Consider the following 22,024-nt stretch of genomic DNA (forward strand, 5'->3'; position numbering starts at 1 on the left):
GTTCTTAGCTTGGATGAATTTGAATTTCAAACTCGCCCAGATGAAATTAACGTGGAAGACGGTGAAGTGGGTGACCCAAGTCTACAGTGGAGCACTTCTATTGATTACCGTATAGACGATCTAAACGTTAACTGGAGTTCTCGTTTCATAGATAAGAGTGCGTTGTTTGACGTATCACCAGGTGGCGGTTCACCAGAAGATGCATCACCTAACTACATTGATTCAGTATGGACTCATGACTTGTCAGCGGTGTACTACCTAAATGACAACGTTAGCTTCTCTGCTGGTATTCGTAATGTGTTCAACGAAGTCCCTTCAGGAAATACATTTGACGCACTTTATGACCTTATTGGTCGTCGCGCAAATGCAGGTGTTAAAGTTAGCTTCTAATATTTAGCTAACTCAGTGCATCACCTTCGTCCCTGCGGGGGTGATGCATTTTTAAATTACATATCAATCCTTCGAAATACTCACTCGACCATTCACGGTTGACACCGATACCTTGCCTTGGCCTTGTCCTGTGCTTGTGGCTAACCAGCTACTAGGGCCGTACTTTTCTTTTTGTACTGTATCTTGGGTTAAACGGTTAATGATTTTTCCGCCTGCATGGGCTCGAATGTCAAACAACGCGGAAACCCCTGCACTAAAATTCAAATCAATTTCTCCGCCCACCGACGTAGCGTGAAGCTCCCCCCCCTCAGCCAGTGCTAGTGCTATTTTGAGCTCACCGTTAACGGTCTCTAAATTGGCGTATTTAACGGACTGCATCATGAGTTTCACGTCACCGTTGACAGTCGTAGCGCGCACCTCTTCACTACTAGATTCTGCGTTCACGTCGCCATTGACAGTTTCATATCTATCTTCACGGCCTTGGGTGCTGTTTGAGCGAATGTCACCGTTGACCGTTTGAATGGCCACATCACCTTGGAGTTCGCTGGCGTTAATGTCGCCATTAACCGATTCAAGACGCAGGCGCCCAGCCAGCTGCTTGGCCTTAATATCACCGTTAACCGTTTCTGCGCTAACACCTCCTTTAACATCGCTGAGCAATACATCTGCATTGACGGCTGTGTAGTTTAGGCGGCTTTGGCGCGGTACAAAAATTACCAACTTATCTTCGTCATCTCCCCCCCAACGACTGCTATGCTTGCGGCTGTTTTTAACTTTCACCTTGATTAACACTTCGTTGCCTCTGCGTTCAAACACAAACCGCTCTGTTAGCTCGCCCAGCGTTCCTTTCACTTGTACTTGGGGTTTATCCCACCCCTTTATTTCAGCCTTTCCATTAACGTGCTCTATTTCCACATACCCCTTAGGATTTGCTTCAACGATGCGATCGATCTGTTCGCCCGCAGAAACACTCAACACAGTCATGATACCGATTACTGTGAACGCCCCTTTAAGCATTATTAGTTTCATTTTTCACTCCTAACATTCTGACTAGATCTGTGACCACTTGGGTGAATGCACACGTTCTATTAAGTTGATCTGTTGCTGATGTACGCTTTGCAGCATTTTCAACAACGCCATATTATTCGGTTCGTTTTGCAGCGCTTTCTTAATCGCCTCAGCGGCATTATCAAGCTCAGTTAATTGCTGCTGCCAGTTGTCGGTAAGAGCGCTTTTTCCTTTAAATTGCACTAACAGTGCATTTTTTTGCTCTTCGTGCTGAGCGCTCAAGGCAGCCACTAATTCATCACCGCTTATCATTTCGTCACTAGGGAGCAGCCCTTTCCAGCTTACCAAGGCAAGCATAGCGACAGCCGCTGCAAATACGGCTGCCTTGGTCCAATAACGATGATTGCTATTAGCTCGAACATTCTTCTCGCTCAGGTCAAATACATTGCGCGCTTCGTCTTCCTGCTTAACTAACGCCAACTCTATGCCCGGCCATAAATCACGTTCAGGTTGCTTTTGGGTGTCGAGCTGGGCAAGTTTTCCCTGCAAGACCTGTTCAAAATCTGGCTTATGCATACCCCATCCACTCCTCTAGTAACTGCTTTGCTCGATGGAATTGAGCCTTACTTGTTCCTACTGCCATATTGGTCATTTGCGCAATTTCTTCATGGCGGTAGCCCTCAATAGCGTGTAACACAAAAACGATCCTCGCGCGCTCAGGTAAACGGGTCACGTAGTTTTCAATATCTACTTCCCCAGCAGAAGGTTCGGCAACATCGTTTGCTACGCTTGAGTCTTCTATATTAAACATGCGCTGCACCCAGCCTCGCTGCTTACGAATATACGAAATCGTAATATGGGATGTCACCGTATGCAGCCATGTAGAGAACTTACTTTGTTCTGAGTAATCCCCTATTTTTCGCCACAATTGAATAAAGACCTCTTGTGATGCATCCTCTGCCAACGCCTTATCTCCCGTCAGCCGGTAGCACAAAGCATATACCTGACCAATATATTGATGGTACAGCTGATGATATGCCTGTCGGTTTCCATTTTTTACTGCTAGCAGTAGCTGCCGCTCTTCATCGGTGGCAAACTTGTGCTTAGCAGCAACAACGTTCGAATTCTCAGTCAATCTTCTATCTTCGTTGGCTAGCTTACTAAGTGAGTCGCAGGTTACCTCACAAAGGTTTAAAGCTACAAAAAAGAAATGCGAATGAGTACAACGGGTTTAGTCGTTATACCAACGGGAGCGATATGAAAGTATTAGGTTTATTTGCAGGTGTTATCCGTCCTATCGGCCCAAAGTACGCCCCTTCAGGCATTGATAAGCGACCTGTCGAGCGCGCAGAGGTGAATAACCTTGGTATTGTTGGTGACGTTCAGGTTGATAAGCGTTACCACGGAGGTCCTGAACGCGCTTTACATCAATATTCTTTGCGAGGTTACGAGACGATAATAAAACGCCACCCTTTGATGCACAGGACAGCGGTAATGGGCTCCATTGGAGAAAACCTAGCAGCCACTGATATGCATGATAAAAACGTGAACATTGGCGATATCTATCGCGTTGGCGACGTCACAGTGCAGGTGACCTCCCCGCGCATTCCTTGCTGGAAGATTGAAGAAAAACTCCATCAAAAGGGCTTAGTCGAGCTCATTAAAAACCAGCAGATCACTGGTTGGTACTATCGTGTCCTTGAAAACGGGACAATTACATTAAGTGACAGCATCACACTTGTCGAGCGCCCTAATGCCAACTTGTCAGTAGCGTCTTTTGTTCAGCAGCACTTTGACAAAAACACATCAGCGGATCCCCTACACCAAATGAGCAATGCGATAGGGTTAGACTCAGAATGGCAACAAAAACTACTACGGCGTATCGATAATCAATAGTCAATAAACTGTAGGCATAAAAAAACACCGCTTAGTGCAATGCAACTAGGCGGTGTTTTTAGTATCCAAAAAGGCTTAAATTAAGCTTCTTGAATAACAACCAATTTGATTGTAGCCGTTACTTCTGAGTGCAACTGTAGGTCGATTTCGAACTCGCCAGTTTCACGTAAAGTACCAGTAGGCAATTTAACTTCAGATTTAGCAATCTCAACACCAGCGGCAGTAATTGCCAATGCGATGTCGCGAGTACCGATAGATCCGAACAATTTACCTTCGTCACCAGCAGGAGAAGCGATAGTCACTTCAGCCAACTCAGCAACTTTCGCTGCACGAGCTTCTGCCGCTGCAAGCTGCTCAGCAATTTTTGCTTCAAGCTCTGCACGACGTGCTTCAAATTTTTCTACGTTTGCTTTAGTAGCAGGAACAGCTTGCCCTTGAGGGAACAAGAAGTTACGTGCATAGCCTGATTTTACAGTGACATTGTCACCCAAGCCGCCCAGGTTGGCGACTTTGTTTAGTAGTATGATTTCCATCTTGCTACCTCTTAATTTCGCTAGGGTTACTTGTGAGAATCAGTATATGGAAGCAATGCTAGGAAGCGCGCGCGCTTGATAGCAGTTGACAACTGACGCTGATATTTAGCGCTAGTTCCAGTGATACGGCTAGGTACGATTTTACCACTTTCAGTGACATAGTTTTTCAACATAGCGATGTCTTTATAATCGATCTGAACAACACCATCAGCTGAGAAACGGCAGAATTTACGACGTCTAAAAAAACGAGCCATTTTTTGTCTCCTTATTCTTGTTCGTCAGAAGCAGTAGCTGCTTCTGGTTCTGCAGACTTGTCTTCAGAAGACGGTCTTTCATCACGCTTTTCACGACGCTCTTCTTTAGCCATTGGCGATTGCTCAGTTTCAGCATCTTTTGTACGCATAACAAGGTTACGCAATACAACATCATTGAAACGGAAAGCAGTCTCTAGCTCTTCAACTGCTTCAGCAGAAGCTTCAGCGTTGATAAGTACGTAGTGTGCTTTATGTAATTTGTCGATAGGGTAAGCCAATTGACGACGGCCCCAATCTTCCATGCGGTGGATTGTGCCACCATTCTGGGTAAGAATTCCGGTATAACGCTCGATCATACCAGGAACTTGTTCACTCTGGTCAGGGTGAACCATGAATACGATTTCGTAATGACGCATCATATTGCTCCTCACGGTTGTAGCCTCGACAGCACAGTCAAACTGTATGGAGACAAGGAACTAAAATTAAGGTGACTGTTTTAAGCGGCGCGAATTGTATATAAACTAGTCGAAGGGCACAAGCTATATTTATGCTTATGCCCTATAAAAACGGGATGTTTAGAAAAATAGAGGTGATTTAAATAAAGTGACTCACATACCTTCGCGGCTACGCCCCTTAATCGTCTATATCTTGCTTGGTTAGCCAGTCACCGAGTTTTTTCATATCTTCTTCGGCGGCAAAGGTCAGCTCTTCAACCCAATCATGCACATTTTCCCACCATGCGGGGTGATCGCCCTGCTGTATTTGGTTGGCAATTTTCTGCACTCTTGCTAAGCCAACAGAACCCGCTGCGCCTTTTATCTTGTGCGCTTGGGAACATACTTCGTCTTTTTCACTGGCACTTAAGCTAAGCTGCAGAATCTCTAAATAAACAGGCATATTCTCTTCGAACACTTTAACACTGGTGCTAACCATTTCATGGCCTATGGTATCCACCAACATTTGCAGTAAATCCAAATCCAATATTGCGTCTAACTCTTTATCAGGCTCTTCATCTTTGGGTTTGTGAGACTCATACGGCTGTTCACTAAAGAGTGAATTAAAGACTTCAATGATTCGGCTCTTTTTAACAGGCTTAGCAATAACATCATCCATACCGCTATCAAGGTATTCCTGACGCCGCTTAATCACATTGGCTGTTAAAGCGACGATACTGGTTTGTTCCACCAAGCTCTCTTCATGCAACGTAGCTGCGACATCAAAGCCCGTCATGTCTGGTAGTTGAATATCAAGCAGAATCAAATCATATTGTTTATCGCGCACCATTTTAATCGCTTCGCCACCTGTCATTGCCACATCTACATGCTGATCAAGTTTTTCTAAAAGCGCTTTTGCGACCATTACATTGAGCTCTATATCCTCTACCAACAAGATATTCAGGCCTCGCACTTGCAACTCTTCCACTTGCATCGGGCGATTACTAATCGGCAAGGGTAACTCCACCGAGAAGCATGTGCCTTTACCTATCTCACTGCTGACTTTTATTTCACCGTTCATTAACGACACCATCTGCTGACATATCGCCAAGCCAATACCTGTACCGGTCGCACTTTGATGCTCAGGCAAGTTCACTTGATAGTACATGGCGAATATTTTATCGAGCTCAGTTTGCGGAATACCCACGCCAGTATCACCAACACGGAAGGTCACATGGCTGATACCATCGCCTGAGGTTTGCGCTTCCACACTCAAGCTGACCTTACCTTTTTGAGTGAACTTAACCGCATTGAACAGCAAGTTCCACAGAATTTGACGCAACCGGGTACCATCAACTTCGACAAAATCAGGAAGCGGCTCTCTTATCTCGGTATCAAAAGCAAGGCCTTTATCTGCCGCAAGCAACTTAATAATGCTGCTCAATTCTTCTGTAAAATCTTTGATAGATACCGTTTTTAATGACAGCTCAAGTTTGTCACGCCCCATGCGGTCAATATCAATGATGTCATTAAAAATATTGCCCAAAGTAATGCCACTGGCGTAAATAGTGCTGACCCAAGCAAATTGCTCTTTATCTAATTTGGTATCGCGCAGCATGCGACTTAAACCGACGATGCCGTTTAACGGCGTGCGCAATTCATGGCTGATCGTAGCGATAAATTTGGTTTTATCTTTACTCGCCTTAGCCACAATATTCTCAGCTTGTTTACGCTCAGTAATATCACGTCCAAACGCTAATAATCCTAAGCGTTTATTGTCTTTGTCATAGAAAGGTACCTTGCGCATTTCAAAGTAACCACGGCGACCATCGGCAAAGCGCAGCCAAATCTCTTCGGTAATACTGACATCGTTTTCTAACACTTCTTGGTCACTCGCCGCTACCTGGCGAGCCAACTCTTCTTCCCACACTTCGTGCGGCGTTAAACCAATTAATTCAGCTTCGGTGAGTCCAGTCATTTGCTCGGCGACGCGGTTGCAACCGGCAAATTGGCCTTCTTCATTACGGTAGTAAATTAAATCTGGTGAGGCATCGATAATGGAACGCAATAAGGTCGATAAACGCAGAGCCTGTTCTTCTTTTTCGGCCCTGTCTTTAATTTCGTTCTCTAGTTCTACAAAAACATTTTCACGTTCTTCTTGGGCATTTTTGCGCTGCTCAATTTCGTAATTTAACTGTTTAATATTGTTTTGTAGCTCTCGGCTAAGCAAAATATCTTCTTCACGAAGCCGTTCAAGTTGAGTCACTGCGTCCGATAGATGCTCTCTGGAGCGCTCAAGCTGCTTAACCAACTCACTGAAGAAAAATAACACCCATGGCGCACTGACTATGGTCAGAATAATCGCACTCATAAAGTCTTCGAGCTTTACATCACCAATGATGTAAATGCGCAAAAAGTACGTACCAGTCATGGTAAACATTAGGGTCAGAATAACGAACAGCACGCTGACACGCAGGGTGCCAAAACGGTTAATAAACTGGGCAAATCGAAGGGCCCAAGGTTCTACTGATTCTTCTCGCTGCATGTATCGCTCTCATATCTAAATGTAAGGCTGTAAGCGCGACATGCTAGCAAGTTCGACCACAGCGTCAACTGATAATCTTTCGTGGCCGATGCTAATCCAAGGAGGCTTATCCTTCATAAAAATTAGATATCTCACCGCTTCTGGCAGGTTTTAGCAGTGTTTCCACATCGATACGCGTACTTTTTATGCATTTTTTTTAAATAAATATTCTCCTTACAATGGAAAACTAGGTGTTTGCGGAGGCTGAAATTAACTATTTATTAACACATGACAGTAAATACCACCTTTATTTCATAGGATATAACCAAGTAAATGGAATAGCCTTAACTCACTGTTTAACATAAAGTTAATAAGCAAAACCCAACTGAATGTAAGGATTTTTCAAGCAAGTTCGCACTTCTCAATTGATTTATATATTTTAACTCGGTATTTTGTACGGCCTGCTTAGTATAAATATTCGATACTCGACTGGTATCCCCAATAATAAAAACGACAAGAATACATAGCGTGACATGGCGCAATTAGGCCACTTTTTTTGTGTGCCAAAGTTTACCCGTGAGCGTTATACAAAAATACAGCAGTAACCTAAAACACAACCCTAACCAGTCGTCGGTTGAAGGAGTTACGTCAATGAGTTTATATAATCCTAATGATTCCAAAGACAACTGTGGATTTGGTTTAATCGCCCATACCCAAGGCGAAGCCAGCCACAAGCTTGTCACCACTGCAATTGAAGGATTGGATCGCATGCAGCACCGTGGTGGTATCGCCGCCGACGGTAAAACCGGGGATGGTTGCGGCTTGCTACTTCAAAAACCGGATGCGTTCTTTAAAGAAATCGCCGCTGAAAACGGTTGGAAATTAAGTAAAAAATACGGTGTGGGGGTTATTTTCCTCAATCAGGACGACACCTTAGCGGCCCGTGGCCGTGAAATCTTGAACGAAGAGCTAGAACGCGAAACATTGAGCGTTGCCGGCTGGCGTGTGGTACCGACAGATCACTCCGTATTGGGTGATTTAGCCGCTTCAGGTGTACCACAAATTGAGCACGTTTTTGTTAATGCGCCTTCTGGATGGCGCAAACGAGACTTAGAACGCCGCTTGTTTATGGCACGTCGCCGCGCTGAAAAGCGCATGAGCGAAGACAGCGAATTTTACATCGCTTGTTTATCCACGCTTGTGACTGTGTATAAAGGCCTTGTTATGCCGAAAGATTTGCCAAAGTTCTATTTAGACTTGGCAGATGAGCGCATGCAATCAGCGATTTGTGTATTCCACCAACGCTTCTCTACTAATACTTTGCCTAAGTGGCCATTGGCGCAGCCTTTCCGCTTCTTGGCACATAATGGTGAAATTAACACTATTCGTGGTAACCGTGATTGGGCGCAAGCCCGAAGCAGTAAATTCGTTACCCCGTTATTGCCTGATTTAGCCGATGCAGCCCCTTTTGTGAATACAGAAGGCTCAGATTCGTCTTCATTAGATAACATGCTTGAGTTGTTCCTTGCTGGCGGTATGGATTTGTTCCGCGCCATGCGCTTGCTTGTGCCACCTGCATATCAAAACAACAGCACCATGGACGACGAGTTACGCGCGTTTTACGAATTTAACTCGATGCACATGGAGCCGTGGGACGGACCAGCCGGTATCGTATTGACCAATGGTCGTCACGTTGCCTGTAACTTGGACCGCAATGGCCTGCGTCCTGCACGTTATGTCATCACCAAAGATGGTTTAATCACGCTTGCCTCTGAAATTGGTATCTGGGATTACAAACCTGAAGATGTGGTTGAAAAAGGCCGTGTAGGGCCAGGTGAAATGCTTGCCGTAGATACCTACAATGGCAAAATTTGGCGTTCTAACGAAATTGATGAAGAGCTCAAAAGCCGTCATCCTTATCGCGAATGGATCGACAAAAACATTCGTCGTTTAACGCCTGTTGAACAATGCGATGCGTCATTGATTGGTCAACGCGTATTTGACGACAATATGATGGCGACCTACCACAAGCTGTTCGCCTACAGCTACGAAGAGCTTCAGCAAATTGTTAAAGTGCTAGCCAAAGATGGTCAAGAAGCAGTGGGCTCTATGGGTGATGACACCCCAATGGCCGTGCTTTCATCAAAACAGCGCACCATTTACGATTATTTCCGTCAGCAGTTTGCCCAAGTCACCAACCCACCTATCGATCCATTACGTGAAAATCACGTTATGTCGTTAGCGACATGTATTGGCCGTGAACAAAATGTCTTTAGCGAAACATCTGGCTATGCGCATCGCGTGCTGTTTGACTCTCCGGTACTTATTTATACCGATTTAAAGCAACTGCGCGAATACAATGCTGAGCATTATTATTCTGAAGTGGTTGACCTAAACTACAAGCCAGAAGAAGGCTTGAAAAAAGCCATCTCGCGTATTTGTAATGAAGTGGAATATTTGGTTAAAACCAAACGTGCTGCGTTTGTGATTTTGTCTGACCGCAACGTGAAAGCGAACCGCTTAACCATTCCAGCAGCCATGGCCGTTGGCGCAGTGCAACGTCGCTTAATCGATAAATCACTTCGTTGTGACGCCAACATAGTGGTTGAAACCGCTTCGGCTCGTGACCCGCACCACTTTGCCGTATTGCTAGGCTTAGGTGCTACCGCGATTTATCCGTTCTTGGCTTATGAAAGTATTGAGCAAATGGTCGATAAGGGCGAACTTGGCATTACCGCCATGCAAGGGGTACTGAATTACCGTAAAGGCATCAATAAAGGTCTGTACAAGATCATGTCTAAAATGGGGATCAGCACCATTGCCAGCTACCGTAGCTCGAAGTTATTCGAAGCCATTGGTATCAATGCTGACGTCACCAAGATGTGCTTCCAAGGCGTGCCAAGTCGTTTGCAAGGCGCTGGTTTTGAAGACTTCGAACAAGACCAAATTAACTTAAGCCGCGTGGCTTGGTTAAAACGTAAGCCGGTCGATCACGGTGGTTTATTAAAATACGTCCATGGCGGTGAGTATCACGCCTACAACCCAGACGTTGTCACCAGCTTACAAAAAGCGGTTGTTAGCGGAAAGTACGACGATTATCGCGTGTTCAGTACATTGGTGAATGAACGTTCACCGAGTCATTTCCGTGATTTATTGGCACTAAAAGCAGAAAGCCCAGCGATTGATATCAGCGAAGTTGAACCAGCAGAAGATTTGTTCAAACGCTTCGATACTGCTGCCATGTCAATCGGTGCGCTTAGCCCTGAGGCTCACGAAGCCTTAGCAATTGCGATGAACCGCTTAGGTGGCAAATCTAACTCAGGTGAGGGCGGTGAAGATCCAGCGCGTTTCAACACTGAGAAAAACTCCAAAATCAAGCAAGTTGCATCGGGCCGCTTTGGGGTCACGCCGCATTACTTAGTGAATGCAGAAGTGATTCAAATCAAAGTCGCCCAAGGCGCCAAGCCAGGTGAAGGTGGTCAGTTACCGGGTGATAAGGTCAACAGCTACATCGCAGAGCTACGCTTTGCCGTGCCTGGCGTGACGCTAATTTCACCGCCGCCCCATCACGATATTTACTCTATCGAAGATTTAGCCCAGCTCATTTTTGACTTGAAACAAGTTAACCCCACTGCGCAAATTTCAGTGAAATTAGTATCTGAGCCAGGCGTAGGAACCATCGCTACAGGTGTGGCTAAAGCCTATGCCGATTTGATTACCATTTCAGGTTATGACGGCGGCACAGGTGCGAGTCCACTGACGTCAGTTAAGTACGCAGGTAGTCCGTTTGAGCTTGGCCTTGCTGAAACCCAACAAGCACTGGTTGAAAACGGTTTACGCCATAAAGTTCGTGTCCAAACCGACGGCGGTCTTAAAACGGGTTTAGATGTGATAAAAGGCGCCATTCTAGGGGCTGAAAGCTTCGGCTTTGGTACAGGCCCAATGGTGGCGTTAGGGTGTAAATACCTAAGAATATGTCACCTGAACAACTGTGCGACAGGCGTAGCAACCCAAGACGAAAAACTACGGGAAAACTACTTTATTGGTTTACCCGAAATGGTAATGAACTACTTTAAGTTTATTGCCCAAGAAGTGCGTGAAATCATGGCATCTATTGGTGTAACCAAGCTTGATGATTTGATTGGACGTACTGAATTGCTTGAAATATTGCCTGGTGTAACCGCCAAGCAAAGTCACTTAGACTTAAGCCCTATTCTGGCTAAGCCGAAAGCAGGTTCGCACACAAAACTGTTCTGTTCTGAAATAGCCAATAATCCTCTGGATAAAGGCGACTTGAACGTACAAATTTTAAATGACGCTCAAAGTGCAGTCGCGTCATTACGCGGTGCATCTTTAAAGTACAACGTTCGCAACACCGACCGTTCAGTGGGTGCCATGCTTTCTGGTGCTATTGCTAAAGTACATGGCAACCAAGGCATGCACGACGCGCCTATTCACATTCAGCTGACCGGCACAGTCGGTCAAAGCTTTGGTGTATGGAACGCAGGTGGCCTTGAAATGCACCTAGTGGGCGATGCCAACGATTATGTTGGTAAAGGTATGACAGGCGGTAAATTGGTTATCAGTAACCCAACCAACATCAGCTTTGACCCACATGTTAGCGCGATAATGGGTAATACTTGTTTGTACGGTGCAACAGGCGGAAAATTGTTCGCTGCGGGTCGTGCAGGTGAGCGTTTCGGTGTGCGTAACTCAGGTGCGGTAGCGGTTGTAGAAGGTACAGGCGACAACGCGTGTGAATACATGACAGGCGGTATTGTTGCGGTACTTGGCGCCGTTGGCGTTAACTTTGGTGCCGGTATGACAGGTGGTTTCGCCTACATTCTGGATGAATTAGACGATATTGAACATCGTATTAACCCTGAACTAGTGGAAATTATGGGCATTGAAGACAAGGTTATTTTGTCTGAGCACTTACGTGGCCTCATCAATCAACACTACGAAGAAACAGGCAGCGAGTACGCCATGGGCTTACTTAATAACTTCAATGAAGTGTTGTCTAAATTCCGCTTAATTAAGCCTAAGACCAGTAATGTGAAAAATCTGTTGGGGCACATTAGTCGCTCATCATCAGAACTTAGCATTCAGGCCCAATAAGTAGCAGGACGAGAATCATATGTCTAAAAACGTATACCAATTTGTTGACGTAGAACGTATCGACCCGCCGAAAAAGCCGATCGTTGTACGTAAAGCAGAATTCGCTGAAATCTATCAGCCTTTGACCCAATCACAAACAGAAGGTCAAGCTGACCGCTGTTTAGATTGCGGTAACCCCTATTGTGAATGGAAATGCCCAGTGCATAACTTTATCCCTCAGTGGCTTGAATTAGCCAACCAAGGGAAGATTTTAGAAGCGGCTGAGCTTTCTCACAAAACCAACAGTTTGCCAGAAGTCTGTGGCCGTGTTTGTCCACAAGACCGTTTATGTGAAGGTGCTTGTACCCTTAACGACGACTTTGGTGCCGTGACCATTGGTAGTATTGAAAAATACATTACTGACACGGCCTTTAAGATGGGCTGGCGTCCTGACATGTCAGGTGTTGTGGCAACAAACAAGAAAGTCGCCATTGTCGGTGCTGGGCCTGCGGGCCTTGCCTGTGCGGATATTCTAGTACGTAACGGCGTCAAACCCGTTGTGTATGACAAATACCCAGAAATCGGCGGTTTGCTGACCTTTGGTATTCCGGCCTTCAAGCTTGAGAAAGACGTGATCACCCGTCGTCGAGATATTTTCACTGAAATGGGCGTCGAGTTTGTGCTCAACACTGAGATCGGCAAAGACATCGACTTCCAAACCTTACTCGATGAATACGATTCCGTGTTCCTAGGCATGGGCACGTACAAGCCAATGCAAGGTGGTTTTGCGAATGAAGGAGCACCGGGTGTGTACGAAGCCCTGCCCTTCTTGATTGCCAACATCAACCGTCACCTTAAGTTTGAAAAATCAGCGGATGAATTCGTTGATATGAAAGGCAAGAAGGTCGTAGTGTTAGGCGGTGGTGACACCACTATGGATTGCGTACGTACGTCCATTCGCCAAGGCGCCACAGACGTAATCTGTGCCTATCGTCGTGACGAAGACAGCATGCCGGGCTCACGCCGTGAAGTGGTTAACGCCAAAGAAGAAGGCGTTAAATTCACCTTTAACGTACAACCGCTGGATATCGAACTTGATGCCAATGGTAACGCGTGTGGCGTACGCTGCGTAAAAACTGAAATGGGCGAGCCAGATGCAGAAGGTCGTCGTCGTCCTGTTGTCATCGAAGGCTCTGAACATGTTATCGAAGCTGACGCAGTCATTATTGCGTTTGGCTTTCAGCCTAGCCCTGCAGGCTGGTTTGGTGACTACGGTATTATCCTGGATGAAAAGGGTCGTGTACGCGCTCCAGCTAAAGGAAAGTATGCATTTCAAACGTCTAACCCTAAGATTTTCTCGGGAGGCGACATGGTACGCGGTTCAGATTTAGTAGTTACGGCTATTTTCGAAGGCCGAGAAGCCGCCGAAGGTATGCTCGACTATATGGGCGTGTAAGCTGCTCCAAGTCTATTGACCTACCAAACTGAATAAAAAAGGAGCTTAGGCTCCTTTTTTTTGTGCTCCAGTACATCAGTAAAACTCACACTGTATTTATTAGCCTAAAAAATAATCACTGAGCGTTTGTGTATGGCGTTACTCTTCACTATGGGTTAGCGTAAACACATGACTTATTGAGGTATTAGCGCTATGACGACCACGATTAATCTACCCAAAATCATGCAAATTGGCGCGGGCGCTATTAACGCTTTACCCGCGACGCTTGAAAACCTAGGCTGCCAATACCCATGCATTATTACTGACGCCACTATGGTCACCCTTGGCTATACCGATAAGATCACTAACTTACTAAAAGCGCAAAACATAGATTACGGCCTATTTAGCGAGACCAGAGCGGAGCCAAGTGAAGATTCCATCCTGCCTGCGGTAGACTTGGTTCGTCAGGGCAAATACGATTGCTTGCTAGCATTAGGGGGCGGCAGCGCCATTGATACCGCCAAAGCGATTGCGTTATTAGCTAGCCACGGCGGTACCATGCGCGATTACAAAATGCCACGCCTGGTTAATATGCGCAGCTTGCCAGTCATTGCCATTCCTACCACTGCAGGCACCGGCTCAGAAGCCACCCAAGCCACCATAATCACTGATGCCAGCACAGACGAGAAAATGCTATGCATGGGGCCAGGCTTAATGCCCATGGCCGCCATAGTGGATTACGAGCTAACCCTAAGTTTACCCATGCGCATAGCTGCCGACACCGGTATTGATGCCCTCACCCATGCGATAGAAGCCTACGTCAGTCGCAAAGCGAATTTGTTTAGCGATCAACAAGCCATCGCCGCCATGAAACTCATCGGGCAGAATTTACTGCGCACCTGCCAAGACGCGACAGACCTAGCCGCCCGGGAAGCAGTTATGCTCGGGGCAACCCTTGCTGGTGTCGCCTTTTCTAATGCCTCTGTTGCTTTAGTGCATGGTATGAGCCGCCCCTTGGGCGTGCATTTTCATGTACCCCATGGGTTGAGTAACGCCATGTTGCTGCCTACGGTAACGGAATATTCCATTAGCAGCTCGCCCACACGCTATGCTCAGTGCGCTATGTATATGGGACTGGTCGATGACATTGCTGATAAACATCAAGCGCACAAAGCATTGCTTAGCCAACTCAGGCTTATTAACACGACATTAAAAGTACCAACATTAGCCGAGTTTGGTGTGCAAAAAGACACCTTCTATAACACCTTGGCGTTAATGGCGGAGCAAGCCCTGGCCTCCGGCTCGCCAAACAACAACCCACGCTTGGCTAGTAAAGATGAAATCATCACGTTGTACAAAACAGCATGGGAAAGCGAATAGCTAGCTACGGCGACCTTCTTCGTTATCTGTGTCGTTATCGTTAAAAAGCGCCCAACAAAAAAGGAGCCTAGGCTCCTTTTTCTCTTTTACTGACTTGTATATTAACGACTTATCAACTATCGATTCGTCAATCGCGCCATCGAGACTTAGGCGCTCACATTCTCAGCTTCCACTTCTTGGGCAATCTGCGTTAATGCTTGCTCAAACACGGAAGCAGGCTGACCGCCGCTGATCAAATGTTTGTTGTTCACGATAACCGCAGGGACTGAGCTAATCCCATTAGATTGGTATAAATGCTGTGCTTCGCGCACCTCTTGGGTGTACTTACCCGAGGTCAATACTTCTTGGGCAGTGGCTTTATCAAGCCCAACACGCTCAACCACGGTTAATAATTGCTCGTGGTTACTTGGGTCACCACTTTCTTTGAAGTACAAATCGAAAAAGGCCAACTTAAGCTCTGTTTGTTTGCCTGCTTCTTCTGCCCAATGCAACAACCTGTGCGCATCGAAGGTATTGTAAATACGACCACCGCCTCGATTACCAAACTCGTAACCCACATCTAGACCGCGCTGCTTGATCATTTCGCGGTTCTGCTCACTTTGTTCAACGCTGATGCCGTATTTTTCAGTGATGTGCTCAACAATTTCTTGGCCCTCTGGGGGCATGTTCGGGTTCAGTTCGAACGGCTGCCAAGTGATATCCGCTTCAACTTTGCCGTCAAGTTTACTTAGTGCTTCATCCAAGGCTTTATAACCTATAATGCACCATGGGCACGACACGTCAGAAACGATATCTATTTTAAGGGGGGTAGCCATAATTTAACTCCTACTAATTGCTCAGCAAACACAGTAGCGTGTTGCCGTTTAATAACCAATAGATTGGTCTTGCTTTGCTGATAGATTGGTCTTGCTTTGCTGATATTCAAGCGCAACTACCAAAAACACATCCCTAGAGCCAGTCAATCATTCGGTCGCATTCACAAAGATGAAGCTATGTAGGCGCAAGCATCAGCCCATCAAAATGCCACTAAATACTAGTGGGCTAAGTAGCAAGACCGTGCTAAATGCTAAATAAATGCACTTTTCGTAAAAAAACACGAATTTTTTGATAATTTAACTTGAGATAATTTCCCCTAACCCCATTTATGACCGCAGAACAAATTTCTGAGTAAGGTGAAAACCATGCTCATTTTAACCGTCCGAGCAATCGGCAACTTAAACCTTTATTAACATTGGAATTTTCAGGAGATTTGAAAATGGCAATTCGTCCTTTAAACGATCGCGTTATCGTTAAGCGTCACGAACAAGAAAGCAAATCTGCCGGCGGCATCGTATTAACGGGCTCAGCAGCAGAAAAATCAACTCGCGGTGAAGTTATCGCTGTCGGCAATGGTCGCACACTTGATAACGGCGAAGTGAAAGCTGTTGACGTTAAAATCGGCGACATCGTTATTTTTAACGACGGTTACGGCGTAAAAACAGAGAAGCTAGACGGCGAAGAAGTATTGATCCTTAGCGAAAACGACATCCTAGCAGTAGTCGAATAATTAACCGTTAACCAAATTTAGAGGAATTAATATCATGGCAGCAAAAGAAGTACGTTTTTCTGATGACGCTCGCGTAAAAATGCTTGCAGGCGTTAACATTCTAGCTAACGCAGTAAAAGTTACCCTAGGTCCTAAAGGCCGTCACGTAGTGCTAGAAAAATCATTCGGCGCACCCACCATCACTAAAGATGGTGTTTCAGTCGCCAAAGAAATCGAATTAGAAGATAAATTCGAAAACATGGGCGCCCAAATGGTGAAAGAAGTTGCTTCTAAAGCCAATGACGAAGCCGGTGATGGAACAACAACTGCAACTGTACTTGCACAGTCTATCGTGACTGAAGGCCTAAAAGCCGTTGCAGCAGGTATGAACCCAATGGATCTTAAGCGCGGTATCGACAAAGCAGTTGTCGCTGCGGTTGAACAGCTTAAAGCCCTTTCTGTTCCTTGTGCTGACAGCAAAGCAATCGCCCAAGTAGGTACGATCTCTGCTAACTCTGACACTGAAGTAGGCGACCTAATCGCTGAAGCAATGGACAAAGTAGGCAAAGAAGGCGTTATCACCGTTGAAGAAGGCCAATCTCTACAAAACGAATTAGAAGTTGTAGAAGGTATGCAGTTCGACCGTGGTTACCTATCTCCTTACTTTATGAACAACCAAGAAAACGGCACTGTTGAGCTAGACAGCCCGTTCATCCTATTGGTTGACAAAAAAGTATCTAACATCCGTGAATTACTACCGACTCTTGAAGCAGTAGCAAAAGCCTCTAAGCCTTTGTTAATCATTGCTGAAGACGTTGAAGGTGAAGCACTTGCTACGCTAGTTGTGAACAACATGCGCGGTATCGTGAAAGTAGCAGCAGTTAAAGCGCCTGGTTTTGGCGACCGTCGTAAAGCGATGCTTCAAGATCTTGCCACCTTAACGGGCGGTACTGTGATTTCTGAAGAAATCGGTCTAGAGCTTGAAAAAGTGACTCTAGAAGACCTAGGTACAGCTAAGCGTGTTGTTATCAACAAAGACAACACTACGGTGGTTGACGGTGCTGGCGAAGAAGAAGCGATTAAAGGCCGTGTTGCTCAAATACGCGCTCAAATCGAAGAATCAAGCTCAGACTATGACAAAGAGAAGCTTCAAGAACGCCTAGCTAAGCTTGCTGGCGGTGTTGCGGTTATCAAAGTTGGCGCAGCCACTGAAGTTGAAATGAAAGAGAAGAAAGACCGCGTTGAAGATGCACTACACGCAACTCGCGCAGCGGTTGAAGAAGGCGTAGTAGCCGGTGGTGGTGTTGCTCTTGTACGTGCAGCGTCTAAAATCGCTGACCTTCAAGGCGACAACGTAGACCAGACTCACGGTATCAAATTGCTACTTCGCGCAATGGAATCGCCAATGCGTCAAATCGCAGCAAACGCCGGTGCAGAAGCATCTGTCGTGACTAACGCTGTTAAAAACGGCACTGACAACTACGGCTACAACGCAGGTAACGACACGTACGGTGACATGATAGAAATGGGTATTCTTGACCCAACTAAAGTGACGCGTTCAGCACTACAGTTCGCAGCATCAATCGCAAGCTTGATGATCACAACTGAAGCGATGATCGCTGAAGCACCAAAAGATGATTCTGCCGGTGGCATGCCTGATATGGGCGGCATGGGTGGTATGGGTGGAATGGGCGGCATGATGTAAATCGTGTTTCTCAAAGCTCCGCTTTGAAATCTTAGAAAACCCGCTTCGTGCGGGTTTTTTATTGTTTGTTTTTTATGGCCTGCGGCCAACTTATGTGCTGCGCACACTATGCGCGTTGCTTACTTGAGAGCTGCGCTCACGATATGCGCTTCGCTTATTTATGGCTTTCAGCCACTTTATGCACTGCGCTCACCTCATGTGCTACGCACACTATGCGCAAAGCGCACCTATGGGCTACGCCAACCTTTACACGCTGCGCGTGCGGGGCATTCGCTTCGCGAACTTTATGCGCTTCGCTTATGGCATCCATGCCTACTTTCAAACCTCATCCATGAGGTACGACTGACTTTTTACCAACAGCCGCAAAAAGTAAGCAAAAAGGGCCGCTCTCCAGCAAGACTCTATTCTCTATGCGTCTCGACTAACACCGGTCGTGAAAACGTGTTCCCGACACGACTTTCACTTAGATTGCATCCATGCAATCGACCCAGTGTTAGCCTTCAATGCTCGAGGATTCTTGAGTCGAGAAAAGGGTGCTTCGTAGTTAGATTAAAGGTATAACAAGGCGCCACTTTTAGCGGGAAAGTGTGAGTCGCAAGAAAAGCAAAAGCAGCGACTTCGTCGCCAAAATATACGCTTCGCTTATGGCATCCATGCCTTTTTCCAAGCCGCGTCCCTCGGCTCGCCTCACTCTTTCTTCAACAGCTAAGAAAGAGTCACCAAGACAAAATGGTCGGGAACCATTTTGAACATCCGAAGGATGGCCCGCAGGGCAAAGTACAGGACGTACTTTGTAAAGGCCGCACTCCAACCAATTTTTTGATCCATATTTTTAATCGACTTTCATGTCAGAGCGGCGAAAGGAAACATCCATGTAAAGCACTTCGCTAACTAAACTCTTTGAAAACTCATAATACAAAACTAAGTTTAAACCCGTCCTTGGTACCTCACCCAGCTTCACCATCCATGGCGAATCGTTCACCCGATAGGAGCGTTGCTCCTAAAAGCCTCGGCTTCATCCCTGTCTGGACATCTGACAAGCCGAAGAAAAATATGGAAAATTGGAGTCGTGAAAAAGCCAAAGCATGCGCTTCGCTTATAAACATTACATCGACACCCATAATAAAAATGCTTACCGAAAAGCCTTTGATAACTGTATTTGACGGTTTGCGGGATTGTAAGCGCGGCAAGTTTTGAGCTGTACAGGTTTAACGGCGTGATCGGTATTTGTATAAGCAGCTAGATATAAAAGAATCCCCTCAATTCGAAGTGTTTCTTGTTTGTACATGAAATAATGCAGTTAATTATTAACCCAACCACCTACTTTATTGATAGCTCTACCACGTCTTTTCTTGCTGCGACTCTGAGGGTCATTAGGATGGCGTTGTCGTTTATATCGGTAATGTAATCCACCGCATCGGGTAATTGGCCAAGTACCTCGAACGAGCCGTTTTCGAGCATGTACTTCCACAGCTGATATTGGTCATTTATGCCGTAGATAACGTCATTTTTAAGGATGAAGTGTTGATGACTGCCTTGTGTTGTCAGTTCGGGTATAAGTTTGTTTTCAATTGCGCTGGATAGCCAAAACCTGTCTGCATTGTCTTTATAAATCAGTTCGCCGCGATCGGTTTTTGCTGCCCACGTGACTTCGTGATTGGTTAAAATACTAAATTCACTGTTGGTGAGATTCAGCTCTACCAAAGTACTGACTCCCCGATAGAGAATATTGGCGATGATCATTTTATGCTCGCTGTCCCAGTGAAATAAGCTTGTCACTGGGTAACTAAGTGAAGTGCTTTCTTCTGCACCGTTCAAGTAAAGGCGTGTTAGCTGGGATGACGCATTCACAAGTAAGCTCTGGCCGTCAGCGGCCCACAGTATGTTTCGCACATAGGTATTGGTAGGAAATTGGCTACGCTGTTTGGTGTAATTACTGTCAGCTGCATTGTGGGCAAAGTCGTTGGGTGAGACTGTGCCGGCTAAGCCTTCATGGTGTAAATCAGTGCTGCCCTGCGCTATGTTGGTTGTCCATACCTGTGATGTGCCGTCGCCCTCAGAGTAGTAAGCAATAAGGCTTCCATTGGGATGGTACTTTGCACGGTTTTCTTCCTGCATAGAGCGCACGACTGTTTCATACTCAACAGTGGCACCTAAAGTGTCAGTCTGTTGCGTATGAGAATGAGAAAATTGTGATAACGGGATAGATACGATATCGCTGTCATAATGCCCCTTTATAGCGAGCATCTTTTTACCGTTGGGGTGAAATAACGGCGTACCTATGGCGTCGGTAAGCGGCATGCTTATGGCGCTAATATCTCCGTCAAACGATAGCGTGAACAGTTGCTTGCCAGTGCTAAATATCAAGTGCCCGTCTATTGGGGAAAAGTTCGGGTAAATAGTGCCATATTGCGGAACCACGCCGCGAAAATTAATCGCGTGACTAGAGAGCTGTGCTCCCTCTGGCGTTAGTTTTTCGATATGAAGTACACCGCTTTCGTGCACTGTGGTCAGAGCAATTAAGTTATGTCTTTTTGAAAAATCGTAAGACACCACGCTGCCATTATTCACCTCGTACAGTAATCCGCTTTTGTCTGCTTTTACGGAATAGCGAATTAACTTCCAGCGCCCCTGGTCCTTCTGCAAAAGCGCGATGTCATTTGCACTCAACCATGTTGGGCTTTTAATGTCAGTGTGCTTACATTCCATCAATGTGGCGGGTGTTTGTGGTGATTGCAACGCTTGTTCAAAATCTAGCTGTTGTAATAGAAAGCACTTTTTCTGTAGGGCGGGCGCTGAACAGTTGTTCTGTTTTACAAAGGTGAGCGAAGCGCCATCTTGAGAAAACGCAAGGCTGCCATATGAGCCTAAATCAAGAGTCAGTTGGAACTCTTGTTGGGTCTCGATATCTTTTGCCCATAAATGACTTGTACACATCACCTCGGGAAAGCGCTGAAATACGATAAATTTTCCATCAGGGGAGTATGCACTCGCTAGCTCTCTATTATCGGTTGATGTAAGCAATCGAATATCGTTAATGTGCAGTGGGCTAGCAGGCGACGGAATAGGTAAAGAGGAAGGCCATAGAGTACTGGTGATACTAATCACTAGCACAATAAACAAGCTTAAAACGAAGATGTGCTTGGCGCTAAACCTGTCTTTTACTACTTTATTGGTGCCGGGCTTCGGGTGATGAGGAGGGCTTTTGTTCAATTCATTCGTATTAACAGTAATATTGCCTCTTCGCGAGTCTTTCCAGCGAATAGCAGCCTCTAAGCTGTAGCCTTTTTTAGCATGGGTTTTAATTAGGCCTTGTGCCTTGCCATCATCACCGAAGGCTTTTCTTAGCTGCGCAATACAACGCTGTAGGGAATTAGGCGAGACGACTATGTCTTTCCATACCTGATTCAGCAAGTCTTCTTGGCTTACCACATCGCCTTGATGCTTTGCGAGGTAAGTTAAAACGGCGAGGGCTTTTGGTGGCAGTGTTTGGGTATGCTCATCATGCGTTATTTGGTTTCTTGGCAAGTTAATAAAAAAGTCACCAATCCAATATTGTTCGGTCATACACTCTCTAACCCGTAAATTAATAAGATACAGGCATGTAAAAGCCTGATTAACTTTTATTACCGTACCACTATAAATCATTGATCAGAATAAGGTGTTTCCTGAACACGCAGAAATCAGCGAAAAATCAGGCTTTTGTCATGTATATCTTGTTCAGTTCGTTAGCGTGGTGGCTAACAGCGTTTATGTGCCACTGACATAGTGCGCACTTGCGCGTTTGGCGCTCCTTCAAATGTCGTCATGCACATTAACGCGGCAACGAAAACAACAAGGAAA

At 45.8% G+C, this 22,024-nt stretch carries 15 protein-coding genes and 1 pseudogene; 7 read left to right on the forward strand and 9 right to left on the reverse strand.

Features of this window, described 5'->3' with window-relative positions; genetic code table 11:
- Positions 1-390, forward strand: a pseudogene (locus tag GMES_RS06005) (TonB-dependent receptor); the annotation flags it as partial.
- 63 nt (positions 391-453) lie between these two features.
- On the opposite strand, the gene GMES_RS06010 reads toward GMES_RS06005, so the two are convergent.
- From GMES_RS06010 to GMES_RS06020, 3 genes are read right to left on the reverse strand one after another with little or no spacing between them, the layout of a single operon-like run.
- Positions 454-1,419: a DUF4097 family beta strand repeat-containing protein gene (locus GMES_RS06010; RefSeq protein ID WP_006991711.1), complete on the reverse strand. Its 966-nt coding sequence runs from the start codon at positions 1,417-1,419 to the stop codon at positions 454-456.
- 21 nt (positions 1,420-1,440) lie between these two features.
- Positions 1,441-1,974, reverse strand: coding sequence for a hypothetical protein (locus tag GMES_RS06015; RefSeq protein ID WP_006991712.1), 534 nt, complete (start codon positions 1,972-1,974; stop codon positions 1,441-1,443).
- On the reverse strand, positions 1,967-2,533 hold the full coding sequence (locus tag GMES_RS06020; RefSeq protein WP_006991713.1) for an RNA polymerase sigma factor: 567 nt from the start codon (positions 2,531-2,533) through the stop codon (positions 1,967-1,969). The genes GMES_RS06015 and GMES_RS06020 overlap by 8 nt, the downstream gene beginning before the upstream one ends.
- Before the next feature lie 122 nt (positions 2,534-2,655).
- On the opposite strand from GMES_RS06020, the gene GMES_RS06025 reads away from it, so the two are divergent.
- Positions 2,656-3,294, forward strand: coding sequence for an MOSC domain-containing protein (locus GMES_RS06025; RefSeq protein WP_006991714.1), 639 nt, complete (start codon positions 2,656-2,658; stop codon positions 3,292-3,294).
- Positions 3,295-3,374: 80 nt separating this feature from the next.
- Here GMES_RS06025 and rplI read toward each other — a convergent pair whose 3' ends face one another.
- The 4 genes from rplI to arcB all read right to left on the reverse strand — a co-directional run bounded on the left by rplI (position 3,375) and on the right by arcB (position 7,060).
- Positions 3,375-3,827 carry a 50S ribosomal protein L9 gene (gene rplI, locus GMES_RS06030; RefSeq protein ID WP_006991715.1) on the reverse strand — a complete coding sequence of 151 codons (453 nt, stop codon included), beginning with the start codon at positions 3,825-3,827 and terminating at the stop codon, positions 3,375-3,377.
- 26 nt (positions 3,828-3,853) lie between these two features.
- Entirely contained in the window at positions 3,854-4,081 is a 228-nt protein-coding gene (gene rpsR, locus GMES_RS06035; protein WP_006991716.1) for a 30S ribosomal protein S18, read from the reverse strand.
- Positions 4,082-4,092: 11 nt separating this feature from the next.
- The gene (gene rpsF, locus GMES_RS06040) at positions 4,093-4,497 is read right to left on the reverse strand and encodes a 30S ribosomal protein S6 (protein WP_191917690.1); all 405 of its coding nucleotides are present in this window, start codon (positions 4,495-4,497) and stop codon (positions 4,093-4,095) included.
- Positions 4,498-4,714: 217 nt separating this feature from the next.
- Positions 4,715-7,060, reverse strand: a complete 2,346-nt coding sequence (gene arcB / locus GMES_RS06045; RefSeq protein ID WP_006991718.1) for an aerobic respiration two-component sensor histidine kinase ArcB — start codon at positions 7,058-7,060, stop codon at positions 4,715-4,717.
- 630 nt (positions 7,061-7,690) lie between these two features.
- On the opposite strand from arcB, the gene gltB reads away from it, so the two are divergent.
- From gltB to GMES_RS06060, 3 genes are all read left to right on the forward strand, one after another.
- Complete coding sequence (gltB, locus tag GMES_RS06050) at positions 7,691-12,157, forward strand: glutamate synthase large subunit (protein WP_006991719.1); 4,467 nt, start codon at positions 7,691-7,693, stop codon at positions 12,155-12,157.
- Positions 12,158-12,176: 19 nt separating this feature from the next.
- Positions 12,177-13,592: a glutamate synthase small subunit GltD family protein gene (locus tag GMES_RS06055; RefSeq protein ID WP_006991720.1), complete on the forward strand. Its 1,416-nt coding sequence runs from the start codon at positions 12,177-12,179 to the stop codon at positions 13,590-13,592.
- 192 nt (positions 13,593-13,784) lie between these two features.
- On the forward strand, positions 13,785-14,951 hold the full coding sequence (locus GMES_RS06060) for an iron-containing alcohol dehydrogenase (RefSeq protein WP_006991721.1): 1,167 nt from the start codon (positions 13,785-13,787) through the stop codon (positions 14,949-14,951).
- Between the two features lie 146 nt (positions 14,952-15,097).
- Here the strand turns inward: GMES_RS06060 and GMES_RS06065 are convergent, their stop codons facing one another.
- On the reverse strand, positions 15,098-15,766 hold the full coding sequence (locus tag GMES_RS06065) for a DsbA family oxidoreductase (RefSeq protein ID WP_006991722.1): 669 nt from the start codon (positions 15,764-15,766) through the stop codon (positions 15,098-15,100).
- 440 nt (positions 15,767-16,206) lie between these two features.
- On the opposite strand from GMES_RS06065, the gene GMES_RS06070 reads away from it, so the two are divergent.
- Together GMES_RS06070 and groL are read left to right on the forward strand one after the other, a co-directional pair.
- Complete coding sequence (locus tag GMES_RS06070; protein ID WP_006991724.1) at positions 16,207-16,497, forward strand: co-chaperone GroES; 291 nt, start codon at positions 16,207-16,209, stop codon at positions 16,495-16,497.
- Between the two features lie 34 nt (positions 16,498-16,531).
- The gene (gene groL, locus GMES_RS06075; protein WP_006991725.1) at positions 16,532-18,181 is read left to right on the forward strand and encodes a chaperonin GroEL; all 1,650 of its coding nucleotides are present in this window, start codon (positions 16,532-16,534) and stop codon (positions 18,179-18,181) included.
- Between the two features lie 1,320 nt (positions 18,182-19,501).
- Here the strand turns inward: groL and GMES_RS06080 are convergent.
- Complete coding sequence (locus GMES_RS06080) at positions 19,502-21,748, reverse strand: winged helix-turn-helix domain-containing protein (RefSeq protein WP_006991729.1); 2,247 nt, start codon at positions 21,746-21,748, stop codon at positions 19,502-19,504.
- Positions 21,749-22,024 lie beyond the last annotated feature (276 nt).

Source organism: Paraglaciecola mesophila KMM 241, from assembly GCF_000315015.1.
Classification (GTDB): domain Bacteria; phylum Pseudomonadota; class Gammaproteobacteria; order Enterobacterales; family Alteromonadaceae; genus Paraglaciecola; species Paraglaciecola mesophila.